19 protein-coding genes are annotated in these 17,925 nt (G+C 41.5%); all 19 read right to left on the bottom strand.

Annotation, left to right across the window (positions count from 1 at the left end; genetic code table 11):
- Positions 1–4: 4 nt before the first annotated feature.
- Positions 5–502, bottom strand: a complete 498-nt coding sequence (locus BUE31_RS20265; protein ID WP_073405666.1) for an acyl-CoA carboxylase biotin carboxyl carrier protein subunit — start codon at positions 500–502, stop codon at positions 5–7.
- 103 nt (positions 503–605) lie between these two features.
- Entirely contained in the window at positions 606–1,268 is a 663-nt protein-coding gene (locus tag BUE31_RS20270) for a DUF4159 domain-containing protein (protein ID WP_073405667.1), read from the bottom strand.
- 203 nt (positions 1,269–1,471) lie between these two features.
- On the bottom strand, positions 1,472–2,188 hold the full coding sequence (locus BUE31_RS20275; RefSeq protein ID WP_073405668.1) for a 16S rRNA (uracil(1498)-N(3))-methyltransferase: 717 nt from the start codon (positions 2,186–2,188) through the stop codon (positions 1,472–1,474).
- Between the two features lie 123 nt (positions 2,189–2,311).
- Positions 2,312–3,649, bottom strand: a complete 1,338-nt coding sequence (locus BUE31_RS20280; RefSeq protein ID WP_073405669.1) for a hemolysin family protein — start codon at positions 3,647–3,649, stop codon at positions 2,312–2,314.
- Between the two features lie 7 nt (positions 3,650–3,656).
- Positions 3,657–4,202, bottom strand: coding sequence for an inorganic diphosphatase (locus tag BUE31_RS20285; protein ID WP_073405670.1), 546 nt, complete (start codon positions 4,200–4,202; stop codon positions 3,657–3,659).
- A gap of 9 nt (positions 4,203–4,211) precedes the next feature.
- Complete coding sequence (locus BUE31_RS20290) at positions 4,212–4,856, bottom strand: DedA family protein (RefSeq protein ID WP_073405671.1); 645 nt, start codon at positions 4,854–4,856, stop codon at positions 4,212–4,214.
- A 57-nt stretch (positions 4,857–4,913) separates the two neighbouring features.
- Positions 4,914–6,299, bottom strand: a complete 1,386-nt coding sequence (locus BUE31_RS20295; RefSeq protein ID WP_073405672.1) for an NADH-quinone oxidoreductase subunit N — start codon at positions 6,297–6,299, stop codon at positions 4,914–4,916.
- On the bottom strand, positions 6,299–7,762 hold the full coding sequence (locus BUE31_RS20300; protein ID WP_073405673.1) for a complex I subunit 4 family protein: 1,464 nt from the start codon (positions 7,760–7,762) through the stop codon (positions 6,299–6,301). The genes BUE31_RS20295 and BUE31_RS20300 overlap by 1 nt, the downstream gene beginning before the upstream one ends.
- 26 nt (positions 7,763–7,788) lie before the next feature.
- Positions 7,789–9,693 (bottom strand): NADH-quinone oxidoreductase subunit L, encoded by a 1,905-nt coding sequence (gene nuoL, locus BUE31_RS20305; RefSeq protein ID WP_073405674.1) that lies wholly within the window; start codon positions 9,691–9,693, stop codon positions 7,789–7,791.
- A gap of 123 nt (positions 9,694–9,816) precedes the next feature.
- Complete coding sequence (gene nuoK, locus BUE31_RS20310; protein WP_073405675.1) at positions 9,817–10,146, bottom strand: NADH-quinone oxidoreductase subunit NuoK; 330 nt, start codon at positions 10,144–10,146, stop codon at positions 9,817–9,819.
- The gene (locus BUE31_RS20315) at positions 10,146–10,643 is read right to left on the bottom strand and encodes an NADH-quinone oxidoreductase subunit J family protein (protein ID WP_073405676.1); all 498 of its coding nucleotides are present in this window, start codon (positions 10,641–10,643) and stop codon (positions 10,146–10,148) included. The genes nuoK and BUE31_RS20315 overlap by 1 nt, the downstream gene beginning before the upstream one ends.
- A 61-nt stretch (positions 10,644–10,704) precedes the next feature.
- On the bottom strand, positions 10,705–11,202 hold the full coding sequence (locus BUE31_RS20320; protein ID WP_073405677.1) for a NuoI/complex I 23 kDa subunit family protein: 498 nt from the start codon (positions 11,200–11,202) through the stop codon (positions 10,705–10,707).
- A 10-nt stretch (positions 11,203–11,212) separates the two neighbouring features.
- A complete protein-coding gene (nuoH, locus tag BUE31_RS20325) occupies positions 11,213–12,244 on the bottom strand; it encodes an NADH-quinone oxidoreductase subunit NuoH (protein ID WP_073405678.1) in 1,032 nt (343 codons plus the stop codon).
- The gene (locus BUE31_RS20330; RefSeq protein WP_410504009.1) at positions 12,244–13,239 is read right to left on the bottom strand and encodes an NADH-quinone oxidoreductase subunit G; all 996 of its coding nucleotides are present in this window, start codon (positions 13,237–13,239) and stop codon (positions 12,244–12,246) included. Before BUE31_RS20330 ends, nuoH begins: the two co-directional genes overlap by 1 nt.
- A gap of 156 nt (positions 13,240–13,395) precedes the next feature.
- Positions 13,396–14,760 (bottom strand): NADH-quinone oxidoreductase subunit NuoF, encoded by a 1,365-nt coding sequence (gene nuoF / locus BUE31_RS20335; protein ID WP_073405680.1) that lies wholly within the window; start codon positions 14,758–14,760, stop codon positions 13,396–13,398.
- A gap of 193 nt (positions 14,761–14,953) precedes the next feature.
- Positions 14,954–15,478: an NADH-quinone oxidoreductase subunit NuoE family protein gene (gene nuoE, locus BUE31_RS20345; protein ID WP_073405682.1), complete on the bottom strand. Its 525-nt coding sequence runs from the start codon at positions 15,476–15,478 to the stop codon at positions 14,954–14,956.
- Entirely contained in the window at positions 15,471–16,682 is a 1,212-nt protein-coding gene (locus BUE31_RS20350) for an NADH-quinone oxidoreductase subunit D (protein ID WP_073405683.1), read from the bottom strand. The genes nuoE and BUE31_RS20350 overlap by 8 nt, the downstream gene beginning before the upstream one ends.
- Positions 16,683–16,684: 2 nt before the next feature.
- A complete protein-coding gene (locus tag BUE31_RS20355) occupies positions 16,685–17,188 on the bottom strand; it encodes an NADH-quinone oxidoreductase subunit C (protein WP_073405684.1) in 504 nt (167 codons plus the stop codon).
- Positions 17,188–17,730 carry an NADH-quinone oxidoreductase subunit B gene (locus BUE31_RS20360; protein ID WP_073405685.1) on the bottom strand — a complete coding sequence of 181 codons (543 nt, stop codon included), beginning with the start codon at positions 17,728–17,730 and terminating at the stop codon, positions 17,188–17,190. The genes BUE31_RS20355 and BUE31_RS20360 overlap by 1 nt, the downstream gene beginning before the upstream one ends.
- Between the last annotated feature and the right edge of the window lie 195 nt (positions 17,731–17,925).

A 17,925-nucleotide genomic window follows, 5' to 3' on the forward strand; every position in this document is an offset into this window, starting at 1 on the left:
GCTATCAAAACATCAATAAAACCTGCCCTTTTTCAACTTTATCACCGGGTTTTATTTTAACCGTTTTAACCACAACATCGGCTGCAGCTTTAATAATATTCTCCATTTTCATGGCTTCCAGCACAAAGAGGTTATCGCCCTTTTTAATTTCCATCCCTTCGGTAACAAAAACTTTAAGCACCATACCCGGCATCGGTGCTTTTACTTCGCTAACCTTTGCGGCATTTAAACTGCTCAAGCCCAATTTATCAAGCAAAATATCAAACTGGTCTTTTGCTGTAACGGTGTAAGTATTGTTATTTACTTTAATTTCCGCAGTTTTCTCAGCAATATTAAAGTTAACCACCTCTGCATTGTACGATTGCAGGTTATTTATTACGTGAAATGTAGAAGGATTTAATTGCTGGATATCAGCATTTATTTTTTCACCATTTATAAACAGCGCATCCCCATCTTTGGTTATATCATAGCTGTATTTGTCGTTCGCTTTTACCTGGAGCATATTTAGATTTGAGATGTTAGATATGAGATTTGAGATTACCAATTAATGATAAACATAATCAAAAAATCAGCGAAATCATGTTAATCATTAAAATCAGCGGTCCTTATTGCGTTAACACATACTGGATCATATTGGCGCCCATTTTAAGGGCCTTCAGGCGATTTTCCTGGGTATCATTAGCGTAGGTGCCATAATCTTCCCAACCGTTGCCTAAATCGCACTCATAGGTATAAAAACACACCAGCCTGCCTTTGTAGATCAGTCCGAAACCCTGGGCTCTTTTACCATCATGCTCATGAATTTTTGGCAAGCCGTTAGGGAAGGGAAATTTTTGATGATAGATAGGATGATTTAATGGCAGTTCTACAAAATCAAGCTCAGGGAAAACCTTTTTCATTTGCGGGCGGATAAACTGATCCAGTCCGTAGTTATCATCTATATGCAAAAAGCCACCGCCGGTTAAGTACTTCCTCAGGTTCCTAACATCCTGGTCTGAAAAGATAACGTTCCCGTGCCCGGTCATAAAAATAAAGGGATAGTTAAAAATCTCCGAGCTACCCACCTCCACCACTTCGTCTTCCTGCTGGAAATTGGTTTTTAAATTATCATTGCAGAATTTGATCAGGTTGGGCAGCGCTGTCCTGTCACCATACCAATCGCCGCCGCCGTTGTATTTTAGTTTGGCCATTTTGTAGGTGGGCGCGTTGAAGCTGCTGATCGCTATCAGTAAGACAAAAGCACCAATTGCACAAACAAGTTTTTTCATATAATCAGTTTAACCTATTCAACAGGATGGGTTTAAAGCAATAAGCATTCGAAACCCTAAATACCCCCCCCGTCATGCCGAATTTATTTCGGCACCCCACGGGACATTCCAGCAGGCATGGTGTACACTTAGCACGTGGGGTGCTGAAATAAATTCAGCATGACATATTTATTATTTCGAATATTCAAGGTTTAAATCTATCGTTATAAAACTCCCCTATTTAAAAAATTCACTTCAAAACAAGCTTCCAAAGCGGCTGTCTCTGTTCTTAAACGACTTTCCCCTAAAGTTATGGCTTTGAAATCATTTTTTAAAGCATCATTAATTTCTGTAGGCGTAAAATCACCTTCGGGGCCTATCAGTATTAAATAATTACCGTTTGTAACGAGTTCATTTTTGAGACCAGTTTTCTCACCTTTATCACAATGCGCTATAAACTTTTGCCCGGTAAACGGTTTTGCCAATAATTGGTTAAAAGTCATCGGCTCATTCAAAACCGGGTGGTATGCTTTTATAGATTGTTTTATTGCCGATGTTATAATTTTATTAAGCCGTTCAACCTTTGCCTCCTTGCGCTCCGATCGCTGGCAAATTATTAACGAAATTTCATCAATGCCTATCTCTGTGGCCTTCTCCAAAAACCACTCGGTACGTTCAATATTCTTTGTGGGGGCTATTGCTATATGCAAATAATGGTTCCGCTTATTAAATGCTGTGGTAATTGAATTTATTTGAAGGATGGTTCTTTTTGGATGGGCGTCCAATATGCTGGCAGCATAAAGGCCGCCCTTGCCATCAATTAATTGTACCTCATCGCCTTTTTCAAGCCGCATTACCCTTATGGCGTGCTTACTCTCCTCTTCATTAAGAAAATACTGCGGATGTGAGGGGTCTATATCAGGTGTATAAAAAAGCTGCATATTTGAGCAAAAAGCCGAAAGCGTAAAGCTAAAAGGTATAAATTAAATATCCGAATTTATGCCCGATTAATTACTCAACACTTTCGGCTATGGACTATGGTCAATCGTCTATGGACTCTCTTCTCAGTGTAAATCTACAGCATCTTCTTCATTTATCAGCAGTTCAAGCTTAACCGCTTCAATGTTTTGGTCTGATTTTTTGAGCACAGTGATGTTATAGCCGTTTGATTCTTTTTGTTCGCCAACGTCAGGGATCTTTCCAAAAATATCGCCTAACCAGCCTGATACCGTATCAAAGTCACCGTCTTCGGGTAGGTCATGCGGTAAATGCTCGTTTACGTCATATATGGGCGCAAGTGCATTTACAATAAACTCCCGGTCGTTCACTTTTTCAACTATGGGCTTTTCTTCATCATACTCGTCCTGGATCTCACCAACCAGCTCTTCAACAATATCTTCCAGTGTAACCATTCCGGCTGTACCGCCAAACTCATCAGATACAATAGCAATCTGGATGCGTTTTTGCTGCAGCTCGGCCATCAGGTCATTGATCTTCTTGGTTTCAGGAATAAAATAGGGCTTACGGATGATATCTTTTAATACGATACGTTCATTACGGGCAAGCAAGGGCAAAATATCCTTGGCATGAACTATTCCGATTATTTTATCAATAACATCATCATATACCGGCATGCGTGAGTAGCCTTCGGTTATGATCATTTGTACCAGTTCATCCTGTTCGGTATGGATTTCGACACCTGAGATCTTGGTACGGGGAACCATTATATTTTTAACTACACGTTCGTTAAAATCAAACACATTCTGGATCAGTTCATGCTCGTTTGAGTCAAGCGCACCGGTTTCTTTTCCCTGTTCGAGCAAGTATTGCAGCTCTTCAGAACTATGGCTTGTTTCGCCTTGTACCGGATTTATGCCGATAAGCTTTAATACAAAATTTGCAAAACCGTTTAACAGCCATATGATAGGCTTAAAAACAGCAAAGAAAACGCGCAGCGGTAAAGAAATGGCCATCACCGTACGTACCGATCTTTGGATAGCTATTGATTTAGGAGCCAGCTCGCCGAATACAATATGGAATACGGTGATAGATGCAAACGCTACAAAATGACTGGTATCAACAATAAGCCCCGATTGGATATTTAATCCAAAAAATAAGAAAACCCTCAGCATTAAAGCTGTTACCACCGACTGACCAACCCAACCCAAAGCAAGTGAAGCTATGGTAATACCTAACTGTGTAGCAGCAAGATAACCGTCCAGATTATGCATAATGGTGCGTGCAACCTTTGCCACCTGGCTACCCGATTTTGCTTTAAGTTCAATCTGCGATCCGCGCACACGTACCATAGCAAACTCCGCGGCCACAAAAAAGCCGTTAAGCAACACCAGGAAAAGGGTAAGGAAAAGATATAAACCGTTTATTTCAAGCTCGGGGCCCATATATTAATTATTGGTACACAGGAAAAGTAGACTTATACAATTCCATACTCTCAGTTATTACTTTATGTGCATATCGTAAGCCCAGCAAATGTTCAATAGTTACGTTTTTACCTTCCAGCTTTTTGTAATCCTTAAAAAAACGAACGATCTCTGTCATGGCATGCGGAGGCAGTTCTGCAAGGTCATTGATATAATTTACCGACATGTCGTTTTTTGCTACCGCAATGATCTTGTCATCCTGTTCACCATTATCAACCATGTGCATAACGCCTACTACCTTAGCTTCGATGATCGACATCGGGAAAACATCAATGGAGCAAAGAACAAGGATATCAAGCGGGTCATGATCATCGCAATAAGTTTGCGGGATAAAACCATAATTAGCAGGATACATTACAGAAGAAAACAAAACACGATCAAGCTTCAGCAAGCCTGATTCTTTATCAATTTCATATTTAGCCTTTGAACCTTTTGGTATTTCAATAATAGCGTTAACAATTTCAGGAACATTATTACCAGGAGAAACCTGGTGCCATGGATGTTGTGTACTCATTTAATTTTTTTATTTTAACTCCTTAACACTTCGCTTGGTTACCATTTGCTTTATAAAAGCTATAACCAGCGGGATTGTTGTAATTACTATCAACCCGATAATAATATACTCCATATAATCTTTTATCTGCGGATACTTTCTGCCCAGGAAATACCCGGTTAAGGTAAAAGTATTTACCCATGCAACACTGCCGATAATGTTATACAGTGTAAACTTTTTCAGATCAACTTTAACAACACCTGCAAAGATAGGTGCAAAAGTTCTAATTATTGGGAAAAATCTACCTAAAACCAATGCCATGCCGCCATATTTTGTGTAAAAATCTTCTGCAAGCTTTACATAACGTTGTTTAAAGAATATAGAATTGTTTTTGCTGAACAGTTTTGGCCCCGTTCGGTAACCAAACCAGTAGCCGGTATAGTTACCTAAAACCCCTGCTGCTATCAATGAAAATATGAGCGTATAGATGGATACGTTGAGCCTGCTGCTGGAGCATAAAAGGCCGGACATAAACAATAGATAGTCGCCCGGTAAAAAAAAACCGAAAAACAGGCCGGTTTCAGCAAATACAACAATAAGCAAAAAGTAAAACCCTAAGCTTATGATGGATTGAGCGTCCGTTAAATTTTGAAGGTATTCCCAAAAATTGTCCATTCACTATATCTGTAAAGCTACAAATATTATCTTAATTTGTAATACTTGTGTTACAGATTATATCAATTGTGAAATAAACCCGGGATAAATCCCAATAAGGATAGTTACCAATGCTGAAAAGCCAAGCACCAATTTGTAGTACACAGGGATATTAAGCTCGGCACGGTCAGCATCTCTAAAATACATGGCCACAATTACCCTGAAGTAATAGAAAATGCTGATGATGGCATTAACAACAGCTAAAATAACCAACCAGACCTGGTAATGCTTTAAAGCAGACGAGAACATAAAGAACTTACCTATGAAACCCGCAGTTAAAGGGATGCCCGCTAATGAAAGCATGGCAATAGTTAACACAAGGGCAAGGAAAGGATTCTTTTTTGAGAGGCCGTTAAAGCTTTCAAAGTTATCGCTGCCTGATTGTTGCTGAACCAGGATCAATGCGCCGAACGCTATAATAGATGCGATAGAATATGCGGTAGCATAAATTAATACGGAGCTTCCTGAACTTGCTCCTAACGCCACTATAGCAAACAGTAGGTAACCCGCATGCGAGATGCTTGAAAACGCCAGCATCCGTTTAAAGCTTTGCTGGTAAAGGGCAGTTATGTTGCCAATAAATAAGGTAACTATTGTAATTACCAGCAGTACCGGTACCCAAAAATCTGAAAGTGGTGCAAAGCAGGAAGAGAACAAACGTAAAAATGCTGCAAAGCCGGCTGTTTTTACTACTGTTGACATGAAGGCAGTAATAAGGGTTGGCGAGCCTTCATATACGTCGGGCGTCCAGAAATGGAAAGGTGCCGCACCAACTTTAAAACAAAGGCCTACAATAATCAGCAGGATGCCTGTGTAAAACATTGGCGTAATATCTTTTGCATGGGGATGTTCCAACACCCAGTCGCGGATAACTTCAAGGCTAAACGAGCCGGTTGCGCCATAAATAAGAGCAATACCAAACAATAAAAACCCTGTTGAAAAAGCGCCCATCAGGAAATACTTTAAAGCGGCCTCATTTGAAGCAAAATCGCTCTTTTTTATACCTGCCAGGATATACAAGCTTACCGACATGATCTCGATACCTATAAACAGCATGGTTAAGTTATAGAAAGAAACCATAACAATGATCCCTGCCAGCGAAAACAGGATAATGGCATAATACTCGGCAACATGACTGCTTATCCGCTCAAAATATCCTCTTGATAAAAAGATGATCAGGATTGTTGATATAATGGTAACTCCTGAAAATGCTATGGAGAAATTATCAAACAGCATCATGCCATGATAAATGGGCACCGCACTATCGTTCCATTGTGAAACTGCAAAACCCAAAGCTGCCAGCAAACCAATAATAGTAACCGGTAACAAAGCTTTTTGAGCCTTGTATAAACCTAGATACAGAAGTACGATAGGTAAAACGGATATGATAATTAACGTATTCATTATTTTAGTTGCGGAAATTTAGGATTCACTGTATTAAACAAGTGGTTAACCGCAGCTTCAGATATATGAAGAATTGGCTGCGGATAAATACCAATAATTATTATTAAAGCGCAAATGATAGAAAGCGCCAGTGTTTCTGAACCGCTAATATCGGTAAAAGTTACAGTTAAGGTATTTGTTGGGCCATGCATTACTTTTTTATACATGCGCAACATATAAACAGCGCCAAATATCATAGTTAAGCCTGCGGCGGTAACCATCCAGATATTCCATTGAAAAACACTGCTCAGTAATAAAAACTCGCCCACAAAACCATTGGTTAAAGGTAAAGCTACGGTACCAAGCACAATAATTAAAAATGCCACGGCAAACTTAGGCGCAACTTTAGCTATGCCACCCAGATTACTGATCTCGCGGGTATTTAAACGCCTGCTGATGATATCCCAAATAAAGAACATCCCGATAACGTTAATACCGTGGCTCAGCATCTGGATCATGGCGCCCTGCAGCCCTTCAATCGTCCATACAAAAATTCCGGCAGCTATCAGGCCAACGTGTGCTATTGATGAGTAAGCAACCAAACGCTTACCGTCGTTTTGTTTAAATGCGATGATGGAAGCATAACCAATTCCGATAACGGCCAGCATAATACACATACTTTGCCATTCAAAAAATCCTAAAGGCGCATTCGGGATCATCCAACGGATTACTCCGTAAATGCCCATTTTAAGCATGATGCCTGATAATAACATGGTACCCGCTGTTGGCGCTTCGGTATAGGTATCGGGCTGCCAGGTGTGCAAAGGGAATAATGGCATTTTAATGGCGAAGGCTAAAAAGAACGCCCAGAAAACAAATACCTGGCTGTGCGTATCAAGGCCGAGCTTATAAAACTCAAACAAGTCGTATGTTTTTGATGGCGTTTGCAGGTAGAGGTAGATGATTCCCACCAACATAAACAACGAGCCGGAAAAAGTATAAATGAAAAACTTAAGCGTAATCCGGATGCGGTTTTCGCCGCCCCATAATGAACAGATAAAGTAAATAGGGATCAGCGCTGCTTCCCATCCTACGTAAAATAAAAATCCGTCTAATGCAGTAAACACAACCAGTAACCCAGCCTGCATAAATAATATCAGCGCGTAAAAAGCGCCTGCATTTTTATATTGATGTTTGTACGTTGTTAAAATAATAAGTGGCACCAATACTGTGGTAAGCAATACCATCATCATGCTGATCCCATCAATACCCGCATTAAAATAGATACCTAATTTAGGAATCCAGGGCTCATCAACCACAAACTGGATAGCAGCATTGGGCACAAATCCTGATAATAAGAATAATGCTATTGCCAGCTCGGCAACAGAAAAAGTTAACGCCGCATGCTTAGCTGCATTGTTTTTAAACAATAAGACAGCAAGGGCTGCAATTACCGGTAAAAAAATTAAAATACTAACCGTCATTTTATGTTGTAAACGCTAATCGTTTTTTATGCTTTAATTAAAATGTACATTAATATGGAGATGATACCCACTACCATCATAAATATGTAAAACCCAACATTACCCGTTTGCAATAAGCGTAAGCCTTTGCTAGCCTCAATTGATCCCTTACCCAGCCCATTAACAAACCCATCAATACCTAAACGGTCAACAACTTTGTAAAAGAATACTGATAAAGCATCCAATGGCTTACGGATAACAGCATCATACAATTCATCTATATAAAACTTATGATATGATATATCAACCAGTGCCGGGCGCTCTTCCGTATCCTTAACCGGCACATGCGCATTTTTTATATATTTAACATAAGCATACAATATTGCCAGCAACGCGCCGCCGACTGATATGCACATTAAAGTAATTTCCGTGCTTTTTGACAGCTCAGGCACTACCAGCAGCGCGGTTGATTTTTCAAATACCGGCGCTAAAAAATGTTCGAGCCAATGATGACCGCCCAGTGCTTCGGGAACACCGATGAAACCACCAACTATTGATAAAATTGCCAGGATAACCAATGGAATGGTCATTGATGCCGGTGATTCATGTAAATGATGCTCCTGCTCATGTGTGCCGCGGAACTTACCGAAGAAGGTAAGGTACATCATGCGGAACATATAGAACGCGGTGAACATAGCGGTAACAACACCTATAACATACATTGGCGTGCTGTGCATGAAAGTATGCGCCAAAATTTCATCTTTTGAAAAGAAACCTGCAAACGGCGGGATCCCCGAAATAGCCAGCGTACCGATCATCATGGTGATAAAAGTTATTTTAAGCTTGCCGCTTAAGCCGCCCATATTGCGCATATCCTGTTCACCGCTTACTGCGTGAATTACAGAACCTGCACCAAGGAATAACAATGCCTTGAAAAATGCATGGGTTAATACGTGGAAAAACGCCCCGGTATAAGCGCCAACACCTAAACCTAAAAACATATAACCCAGCTGTGATACGGTTGAGTATGCCAGCACCTTCTTAATATCTGTTTGTGTTAATGCTATTAATGCTGCTAAAACGGCAGTTGTTAAACCAACCACAGCTATAATATGCATGGTAGCAGGTGCCAGTGTAAACAATATGTTTGAGCGGGCTATCATATAAACACCTGCCGTTACCATTGTTGCCGCGTGTATTAATGCAGATACAGGCGTTGGACCGGCCATAGCATCAGGCAACCAGGTAAATAGTGGCAGCTGTGCCGATTTACCTATTGCACCAACAAATAGCAGGATAGTGATTAACGTGTATGGCGCTGATGCAAAATCCTTTGTTCCGGCAAGTTTAAAAATATCAGCAAAGTTGGCGCTGCCAAATATTATCATTATAATGAATATGGCTATAATGAAACCCAAATCGCCAATCCGGTTCATGATGAATGCCTTTTTAGCGGCATCAGCATAATCTGGATTAGTGTACCAGAAACCGATAAGCAGGTAGGAACAAAGCCCCACTCCTTCCCAGCCAATGAACATAATAAGGTAGTTTGACCCCATTACCAGCAAAAGCATAAAGAAGATAAACAGGTTTAAATAAGCAAAGAACTTACCGAACCCGGCATCATCCTTCATATAACCCACAGAATACAGGTGGATCAAAAAGCCTACCCCCGTTATAATCAGCAGCATTAATGCGCTAAGCTGATCGATCAGAAATGCAAATGAGATCTTTACAGAACCCGCAGCGAACCAGTTAAAAAGGTCAACATTAATTGCCTTGTGCGTATCATTGATCTGTAAAAAGAGGCCTACACTTATACCAAAAGAAATTAATACCAATGAGCTACCGATAAAACCGATTACCGCTTTTGATAAGGTATTACGACCAATGCCGTTAATAATAAAACCGGCTAACGGTAAAATAGGAATAAGCCAGATATATTTGTCCATGTTAAATAGTTCTCTTTTAAATCTGCATGTCCGATACACCTATCGGAGTTTGCTTCGTACCTTGCAATGACGCGTTATTATTTAAATTCCGAAATCGAAAATCCGACTTCCGAAATCAATCTCCTACCATTTTAACCTGTTCAGCACATTGATATCTACAGAGTTTGTATTTCGATAGATCATTACAATGATTGCCAAACCTACGGCAACCTCTGCAGCTGCCAGCGCCATAATAAAGAACACAAAAACCTGCCCGGTTGCATCTCCCCTGTAAACAGAAAAGGCAGTAAGCAGCAGATTTACCGAGTTAAGCATCAGCTCAACCGACATAAATATTACGATAGCATTGCGGCGAATTAATACCCCGATAACCCCTATCGAAAAAATGATAGCACACAATAATATGTAGTGGTTAAGCGGTACGCCCTGTATAGTTTTTGTTAGTGTATCCATCAGGCTGTTTTAGGGTCTTTAGTTGCCAGTAAAACCGCACCCACCATTGCCGATAACAGCAATATGGACGACACTTCAAATGGCAGTAAATATTCGTTAAACAATATTTTTCCAAGGTTTTTTACTAAACCTAGGTTTGGGTCATTAAGTACTACAGGGTGTGATGTGCCCCACGCTTTTAATGCTGCAACAATAGTTATTAAAAAGCAGGCGCCGCCTACAAAACCAGCTATTTTAACCAGGTTTGATTTACGTGGTTCCGATTCTTTATTCAGGTTGATGAGCATCAGCGTGTATAAAAACAATACCAGGATTGCCCCCATATACACTATAAAGTTAACTACTGCCAAAAACTGGGCATTCATTAAAATATAATGGACGGTGAAGGTAGAAAAAGTGAGTATAAGGTATAAAATACTGTGTACAGGATTTTTTGCAGTAATAACCAGTATTGAAAAAAATACAGACAGAAATGCGATGAAGTAAAATGTACTCATGGTTTATATTTCAAAATACCTTTACCCCTTTAAAAGAGCTGGGCAAAGGTATAAAACTTCTTTATTGATTTAAGGGAGCTTCTACTAATTTGTCTTTACCGTAAATAAAATCTTTCCTTAAATAGTCTGAAGGCACATGCGGGCCATCCAAATAGATAGCTTCTTTAGGGCATGCTTCTTCACAAAGGCCGCAAAAAATGCAACGCAGCATATTTATTTCATATACGGCAGCATATTTTTCTTCGCGGTATAAATGTTCCTCGCCTTTCTGGCGCTCGGCAGCTATCATGGTAATGGCTTCTGCCGGGCATGATAATGCGCAAAGTCCACACGCTGTACAACGTTCCTTACCGTTCTCGTCACGTTTAAGCGAGTGCATGCCGCGGAAATTTTCAGAATATTCGCGTTTTTCCTCAGGATAGCTGATGGTTACAGGTTTCCTGAAAAAGTGTTTCATGGTAATTGCAAGGCCCTGTGCAATTGCAGGCAGATAAGCCCGCTCCAAAAAGTTGAGCGGCTTTGATTCAATTAATTTACGTTTATTAGTTAACGATTCCATCTGTATCCTCTTATTTAATAAATGTAATCCAAAGTCCTGTTACTATTATGTTGGCAATTGCCAATGGGATCAGGATCTTCCAGCCCAGGTCCATTAACTGATCGTAACGGAAACGGGGGATCGTCCAACGTACCCACATAAAAAAGAATATAAAAAGAAATACCTTGGCAAACATTACCGCAGTGCCAATAAGCGGACCAATTGCAGGGCCGGTATGTGCAAGCACCCAATCCATACCCGGGTAGTTGTAGCCGCCCCAATATAAAGTAGCCATTACTGCCGATGAAATGAACATGTTGATATATTCAGCAAACAGGTAAAAGCCCAGTTTCATTGATGAATACTCGGTATGATAACCACCAACCAACTCGGTTTCGCACTCGGGCAGGTCAAATGGTGTACGGTTTGTTTCGGCAAATGCACATATGATGAACAACAAAAAGCCAACCGGTTGGTAAAGCACATTCCAGTGCCAACCGTGTTGTTGTTCAGCAATTTCTTTAAGGCTTAATGTTCCGGTTACCATCAGCAAAGCGATGATAGAAAGGCCCATTGAAATTTCGTAGCTGATATTTTGTGACGCTGCGCGGATAGCGCCAAGCAACGAATATTTGTTATTTGATGCCCAGCCGCCTATCATTACGCCATAAACACCTAATGATACAACGCCAAATATATACAGGATGCCCACATTAATATCAGTAACCTGCAGCGGAATAACATATTTGCCTATGGTTATTTGCTGCCCCCACGGAATAACTGCCGACCCTATACAGGCCGTAAGAATAGCCAGTGAAGGACCCGCTATAAACAGGAACGGACTGGCATTGGTAGGGATAATTTCTTCCTTTAAAAACATCTTGCCACCGTCAGCCAGGGGCTGTAAGATCCCCCATGGACCTGCACGGTTAGGGCCCACCCTGTCCTGGAAAAATGCTGCTATTTTACGTTCAGCATAGGTAGAATACATGGCAATAACCAGGCTGATAGCAAAAATAATCACTATCAATACAAATTTAATTACTATATCTGCTACTCCCATTATAAGCGTGTGTCTCGTTCAAATTGTTCTTTATTGGCTTCCATTAATACCGGATTGGTTTTAACAACCGGCAATGGTTTAAAATCGTAGTGGTTGGAACTGATAACCGACTTGTTTGATACTTTACGCGGTCCTTCAATTACCCAATCAGCAGTTTTCTTTTTATCAAAGCGGCAGGTATTGCAAATAAATTCCTCAACCTCGCCATATTGATCTTTGCGCGCAGTTACGCGTAATACTTCTTCACCTTTATACCAAAGCGTAACCTTACCATTACAACCCGGATGGTCGCAATCACGATGTGCATCAACAGGCTTGGTAAACCAAACGCGGTTTTTAAAACGGAAGGTTTTATCTGTTAACGCCCCTACTGGGCATACGTCAATTACGTTTCCCGAAAAATCGTTATCAACTGCCGCAGTAATGTAGGTTGAGATCTCTGAATGATCTCCACGGTTTAGTATACCATGGATGCGGTGATCTGTGATCTGGTCGGCTGTGAAAACGCAGCGATAGCACAGGATACAACGAGTCATATGCAGCTGGATCTTATCGCCAATATCAATTTTCTCAAAAGTACGGCGGTCAAACTCGTAGCGGGTTTTTGCTGCGCCATGTTCAAAACCAAGGTTTTGCAGATCGCATTCACCTGCCTGGTCACAAATCGGACAATCAAGCGGGTGGTTAAGCAATAATATCTCAACAATGCCCTTACGCGCCTCAATTACCTCTGGTGAAGTGATATTTTGCACTTCCATTCCATCCATTACAGTGGTACGGCATGATGCTACCAGCTTTGGCATTGGGCGCGGATCTTTTTCCGATCCTTTGCTAACCTTAACCAAACAGGTACGGCATTTACCGCCGCTATCCTTTAGTTTGGAATAATAGCACATAGCAGGCGGAACAATATCGCCCCCTATTTGCCTTGCGGCATTAAGGATAGTTGTTCCTGGTTCTACTTCAACGGGGATTCCGTCTATTGTTACTTTCATTGACATTTATATGTAGTCAAACTTGTATTTATATTCTACTTTGTCATTGCGAGCGCAGCGTGGCAACCTCGTCGGATGCTTGGCTATTCGCCCTGTACAGTTCGCGGTTGCTTCGTTCCTCGCAATGACAGGAGGCAAAGCAATCTAACAACTTTCTTATGCTACCGTTTCTTCCTTCTTCGGCAACGGATCAGCGTAATGTGCCAGTCCAAAATTACGGGTTATAGCTTCGGCGCCATTGGTTACGTGCCACTCAAACTCATCCCTGAAATGGCGGATCGCACTGGCCACCGGCCATGCTGCTGCGTCACCCAGGGGACAAATAGTATTTCCTTCAATTTTTTTAGATACATCAACCAGCAGGTCCATGTCGCTCAATTTACCGTGACCATGCTCTAAACGGTGCAATACCTTCTCCATCCATCCTGTACCCTCGCGGCATGGCGAACATTGGCCGCAGCTTTCATGGTGATAAAAACGGGTAAAGTTCCAGGTATTGCGCACAATGCACTGATCTTCATCATAAGCAATAAATCCGCCCGATCCCATCATGGTACCACTAACAAAACCACCATCAGCCAATGATTCATAGCTCATCAGGCGGGGCTCGTTATTGATCGTTTTAAGGAACAGGTTAGCCGGAAGGATCGGTACTGATGAACCGCCCGCAACAACTGCTTTTAAACGTTTGCCATTGGCAATGCCACCGCAAAATTCGTCAGAATATAAAAACTCTTCAACCGGTAAGCCTAAGTCAATTTCATATACACCGGGGTTTTTAACATTACCACCAGCTGAAATTAATTTAGTACCTGTACTGCGGCCAATTCCTATTTTAGCATACTCGTCTGCACCGTCATTAATGATCGGTACAACGGCAGCAATAGATTCAACATTGTTTACTACTGTTGGGCAGCCATATAAACCTGCAATAGCAGGAAATGGCGGTTTAATGCGCGGGTTACCACGTTTACCTTCCAATGATTCAAGCAGGGCAGTTTCTTCACCGCAGATGTATGCACCACCACCCGGTTGTACGTACAGCTCCAGGTCATAACCTGTGCCTAATATATTTTTACCTAAAAATCCTTTTGCTTTTGCTTCCGCGATGGCTTTTTCAAGAATCCTGATCTGCGGCATCATTTCGCCGCGAACATAGATATATGATGTTTTTGCGCCTAAAGCAAAGCTTGCTACTATCATTCCCTCAATTAATAAGTGAGGGATATAGGTCATTAAATAACGATCTTTAAAAGTGCCGGGCTCCGATTCATCGGCATTGCAAACCAGGTAACGGGCAACACCTTCGGGCTTGGCCAAAAAGCTCCACTTCATCCCAGTAGGGAAACCTGCACCGCCACGACCGCGTAAGCCTGATTTTTTAACTTCTTCCACAATATCGTCAGGCGACATGGTTTTCAAAGCTTTTTCAACAGAAGCATAGCCACCTTTTGATCGGTATACATCAAAAGTATTGATGCCCGGTACATTTATATGTTCTAAAAGTAATTTACGTGCCATTGCTGCTTAATATATCTTTTTGGTCAGCTTGTAATAGTTAATATGTCTAATAATGCAGCTTGCAAAAGCTACCACAACAAGTAAGTTTAAAAATAACGGATTTTTATCAAAACCACCATTTCCGTAAGCAATCATGATTACGGTTGCAGCGAACAATGAATCTGTTATAATTAAAGATGACCTGCTCATTTAATTAATTATTTCCTTTTACTTTTAAATCTGCAATCAATTGATCAACAGAATGGTTGGTTAAGTTTTCGTAAAAAGTATACTCAGGACCAATTTGCAATACCGGGCCAAAGCCACAGGCTGCAAGGCATTCAACACCGCGCCAGCTAAACAGGCCATCGGCAGTAACTTCACCTTCCTTAACACCCAGCTTTTGCTCAATATAATCCATTATTTTACCAGCGCCTACAATTTCGCAAGGGCCTGTGCGGCAAACTTCCAATACGTATTTGCCTTGCGGGCGCATAAAGTACATGCTGTAAAATGTAGCTACTTCATACACTTCGATATCCTGGATCTTCAGATAATCGGCCACCTTATCCATTGCGTTTGAGCTTAACCAGCCATACTCGGCTTGTACCAAATGCAATATTGGCAGCAAAGCCGATTTTTGTTTCCCTGCGGGATAACGGCTTACTATATCATCAAACTGTTTTACCAGTTCCGGTGTAAATGTAACCGGCGCCTGCTGTTCGTCAACTCTAAGCATCTAACTCTCCGGCTATAACGTTTAAACTACTCATGTTAATAATCGCATCAGATAACAACATCCCACGGCTCATTGGCGCATACATCTGGTAATTGATAAAGCTTGGCCTGCGGAAATGCAAACGGTACGGTGAACGCCCGCCATCATTTACCAGGTAAAAGCCCAGCTCACCATTTGCACCTTCAACCGAATGATAAACCTCTGTTGTTGGGGTTGGCACCTCGCCCATCACAATTTTAAAGTGATAGATCAAAGCTTCCATGTTATTATAAACTTCCTCTTTTGGAGGCAGGTAAAATTCAGGTACATCAGCATGGAAAATATCTGTTGGTTCTTTTTCCAGCTTGGTAAGTGCTTGCTCAATTATGCGCAGGCTCTGCCACATTTCTTCGTTCCGTACTAAAAAGCGGCTGTAAACGTCGCCATTTTCACCAACCGGTACTTCAAATTCAAAATCTTCGTATGATGAGTACGGGTTCATCGCCCTAACATCATAGTCAACCCCGGCAGCACGCAGCAAAGGCCCGCTCCAGCTATAATTCAATGCATCTTCAGCTGTAACTGCTGCTACATCCTTAGTACGGTCAACAAAAATCCTATTTCGGTTAAATAACGATTCAAACTCCCTTAATGTAACCGGAAAATCCTTTAAAAACTTACGCAGTTTGCTAAAGGCAATGGCGTTAAAATTACGTTCGAAACCGCCAATGCGGCCAATATTTGTAGTTAGGCGCGATCCGCAAACCTCTTCGTAAATTTCATAAATGGCCTCGCGGTGTTCCATCATGTAAAGGAAACCTGTAAAAGCGCCGGTATCAACACCCAACACACCATTACAGATGATATGGTCGCTTATGCGGGCCAGCTCCATTACAATTACACGCAAATAATCAACACGCTTAGGGGTTTCAATCCCTAAAAGCTTTTCAACTGTCATGTGCCAGCCCATGTTGTTTATGGGCGACGAGCAGTAGTTTAACCTGTCGGTAAGTGGTGTGATCTGGTAAAAAGGCCTGTGCTCGGCAATTTTTTCAAAGGCACGGTGGATGTAACCAATTGTTGATACGCCGCTTACTATTCTTTCGCCATCAAGCTGAAGCACATTCTGGAACACACCGTGTGTTGCAGGGTGCGTTGGGCCCAGGTTTAGGGTCGAAAGTTCGTTTTGCGGATCGTTATCTGTATATACCGGATGGTTCTGCATTGTTATCTTCCAAAAAAGTAATCTTTCTTATCAACACGGTTAGGGTCTTCCAGCGGGAATTCCTTTCGCATCGGGAAAGCCGTCATATCGTCAACATTTAGTATCCTGCGTAAATCAGGGTGGCCGTCAAATATCACCCCGAAAAAATCGTAGGTTTCGCGTTCCATCCAGTTAGCGCCGTTCCATAAATTTGAAGCGGTAGGGATATGTACATCGCCATCGGCCAAAAATACTTTAAGGCGGATGCGCACATTATTAACCAAACTGTGCAAATGATAAATTACACCTGTTTGTTTTTCCTGTTCAGGATAATGTATAGCAGTTATATCTGTTAAAAAAATGAACTGAAGGATCGGGTCATTTTTTAAAAAGGATAAAATATCAATGATCTGTTCGCGGCTTGTTTCGAGGGTTAACAGCCCAAAAGGCTCCCCCACAACAGTAAACTGATCCTGAAACTTGTCGCTGATCTTTGTTAAAAGCTCTTCGTTTGTTATCTTACCCATTATTGTATTCCGTATGAGGCTAATAGTTTTTGGTATTGCGGCTCGTTTCTGCGGCGCAATGTCTCGCTTTTTACCAGTTCCTGGATTGCCATAAAGCCATCAATAATACCTTCGGGACGTGGCGGGCAACCGGGAACATATACGTCAACCGGGATCACCTCATCAATACCCTGCAAAACAGAATAAGTGTCAAAAATACCGCCGCTTGATGCACAGGCGCCAACTGCCATTACCCAGCGTGGCTCGGCCATTTGCAGGTAAACCTGGCGTAAAACCGGACCCATTTTTTTTGAGATCGTGCCCATTACCATTAACAGGTCGGCCTGGCGTGGCGAAAAACTTAAACGCTCGGCTCCAAATCTCGAAAGATCGTAATGCGAAGCCATGGTAGCCATAAACTCTATGCCGCAGCATGAAGTAGCAAATGGCAAAGGCCATAATGAATTTGCGCGCGCTAAACCTATGGCTTTATCAAGCGAGGTAGCAAAAAAACCTGCTCCTTCTACGCCTGCGGGGGCATCAACTAATTGAATATCACTCATGATCTATTTGATACAAAACCCATCCTTATTGAGTTGAAAAGTCTTTAGCAGATGGCCGGTAGTTTCAAAATAAGGATGAAACATTAAAGTCCGGCCTAAGAATTAAAGACATTTACAGTTAAACTATAAACATTACAAATTTACAACAATTTATAATGTAAGAGATACACTATGCAACAAGGTGAATATATTTAG

The organism is Mucilaginibacter sp. OK098, from assembly GCF_900142915.1.
Lineage (GTDB): Bacteria > Bacteroidota > Bacteroidia > Sphingobacteriales > Sphingobacteriaceae > Mucilaginibacter.

What these genes read in the sequence shown, in the direction of transcription:
- BUE31_RS20265 (WP_073405666.1), bottom strand. Translation starts at nt 502, where the DNA reads ATGCTCCAGGTAAAAGCGAACGACAAATACAGCTATGATATAACCAAA.
- BUE31_RS20270 (WP_073405667.1), bottom strand. Translation starts at nt 1,268, where the DNA reads ATGAAAAAACTTGTTTGTGCAATTGGTGCTTTTGTCTTACTGATAGCG.
- BUE31_RS20275 (WP_073405668.1), bottom strand. Translation starts at nt 2,188, where the DNA reads ATGCAGCTTTTTTATACACCTGATATAGACCCCTCACATCCGCAGTAT.
- BUE31_RS20280 (WP_073405669.1), bottom strand. Translation starts at nt 3,649, where the DNA reads ATGGGCCCCGAGCTTGAAATAAACGGTTTATATCTTTTCCTTACCCTT.
- BUE31_RS20285 (WP_073405670.1), bottom strand. Translation starts at nt 4,202, where the DNA reads ATGAGTACACAACATCCATGGCACCAGGTTTCTCCTGGTAATAATGTT.
- BUE31_RS20290 (WP_073405671.1), bottom strand. Translation starts at nt 4,856, where the DNA reads ATGGACAATTTTTGGGAATACCTTCAAAATTTAACGGACGCTCAATCC.
- BUE31_RS20295 (WP_073405672.1), bottom strand. Translation starts at nt 6,299, where the DNA reads ATGAATACGTTAATTATCATATCCGTTTTACCTATCGTACTTCTGTAT.
- BUE31_RS20300 (WP_073405673.1), bottom strand. Translation starts at nt 7,762, where the DNA reads ATGACGGTTAGTATTTTAATTTTTTTACCGGTAATTGCAGCCCTTGCT.
- nuoL (WP_073405674.1), bottom strand. Translation starts at nt 9,693, where the DNA reads ATGGACAAATATATCTGGCTTATTCCTATTTTACCGTTAGCCGGTTTT.
- nuoK (WP_073405675.1), bottom strand. Translation starts at nt 10,146, where the DNA reads ATGGATACACTAACAAAAACTATACAGGGCGTACCGCTTAACCACTAC.
- BUE31_RS20315 (WP_073405676.1), bottom strand. Translation starts at nt 10,643, where the DNA reads ATGAGTACATTTTACTTCATCGCATTTCTGTCTGTATTTTTTTCAATA.
- BUE31_RS20320 (WP_073405677.1), bottom strand. Translation starts at nt 11,202, where the DNA reads ATGGAATCGTTAACTAATAAACGTAAATTAATTGAATCAAAGCCGCTC.
- nuoH (WP_073405678.1), bottom strand. Translation starts at nt 12,244, where the DNA reads ATGGGAGTAGCAGATATAGTAATTAAATTTGTATTGATAGTGATTATT.
- BUE31_RS20330 (WP_410504009.1), bottom strand. Translation starts at nt 13,239, where the DNA reads ATGAAAGTAACAATAGACGGAATCCCCGTTGAAGTAGAACCAGGAACA.
- nuoF (WP_073405680.1), bottom strand. Translation starts at nt 14,760, where the DNA reads ATGGCACGTAAATTACTTTTAGAACATATAAATGTACCGGGCATCAAT.
- nuoE (WP_073405682.1), bottom strand. Translation starts at nt 15,478, where the DNA reads ATGCTTAGAGTTGACGAACAGCAGGCGCCGGTTACATTTACACCGGAA.
- BUE31_RS20350 (WP_073405683.1), bottom strand. Translation starts at nt 16,682, where the DNA reads ATGCAGAACCATCCGGTATATACAGATAACGATCCGCAAAACGAACTT.
- BUE31_RS20355 (WP_073405684.1), bottom strand. Translation starts at nt 17,188, where the DNA reads ATGGGTAAGATAACAAACGAAGAGCTTTTAACAAAGATCAGCGACAAG.
- BUE31_RS20360 (WP_073405685.1), bottom strand. Translation starts at nt 17,730, where the DNA reads ATGAGTGATATTCAATTAGTTGATGCCCCCGCAGGCGTAGAAGGAGCA.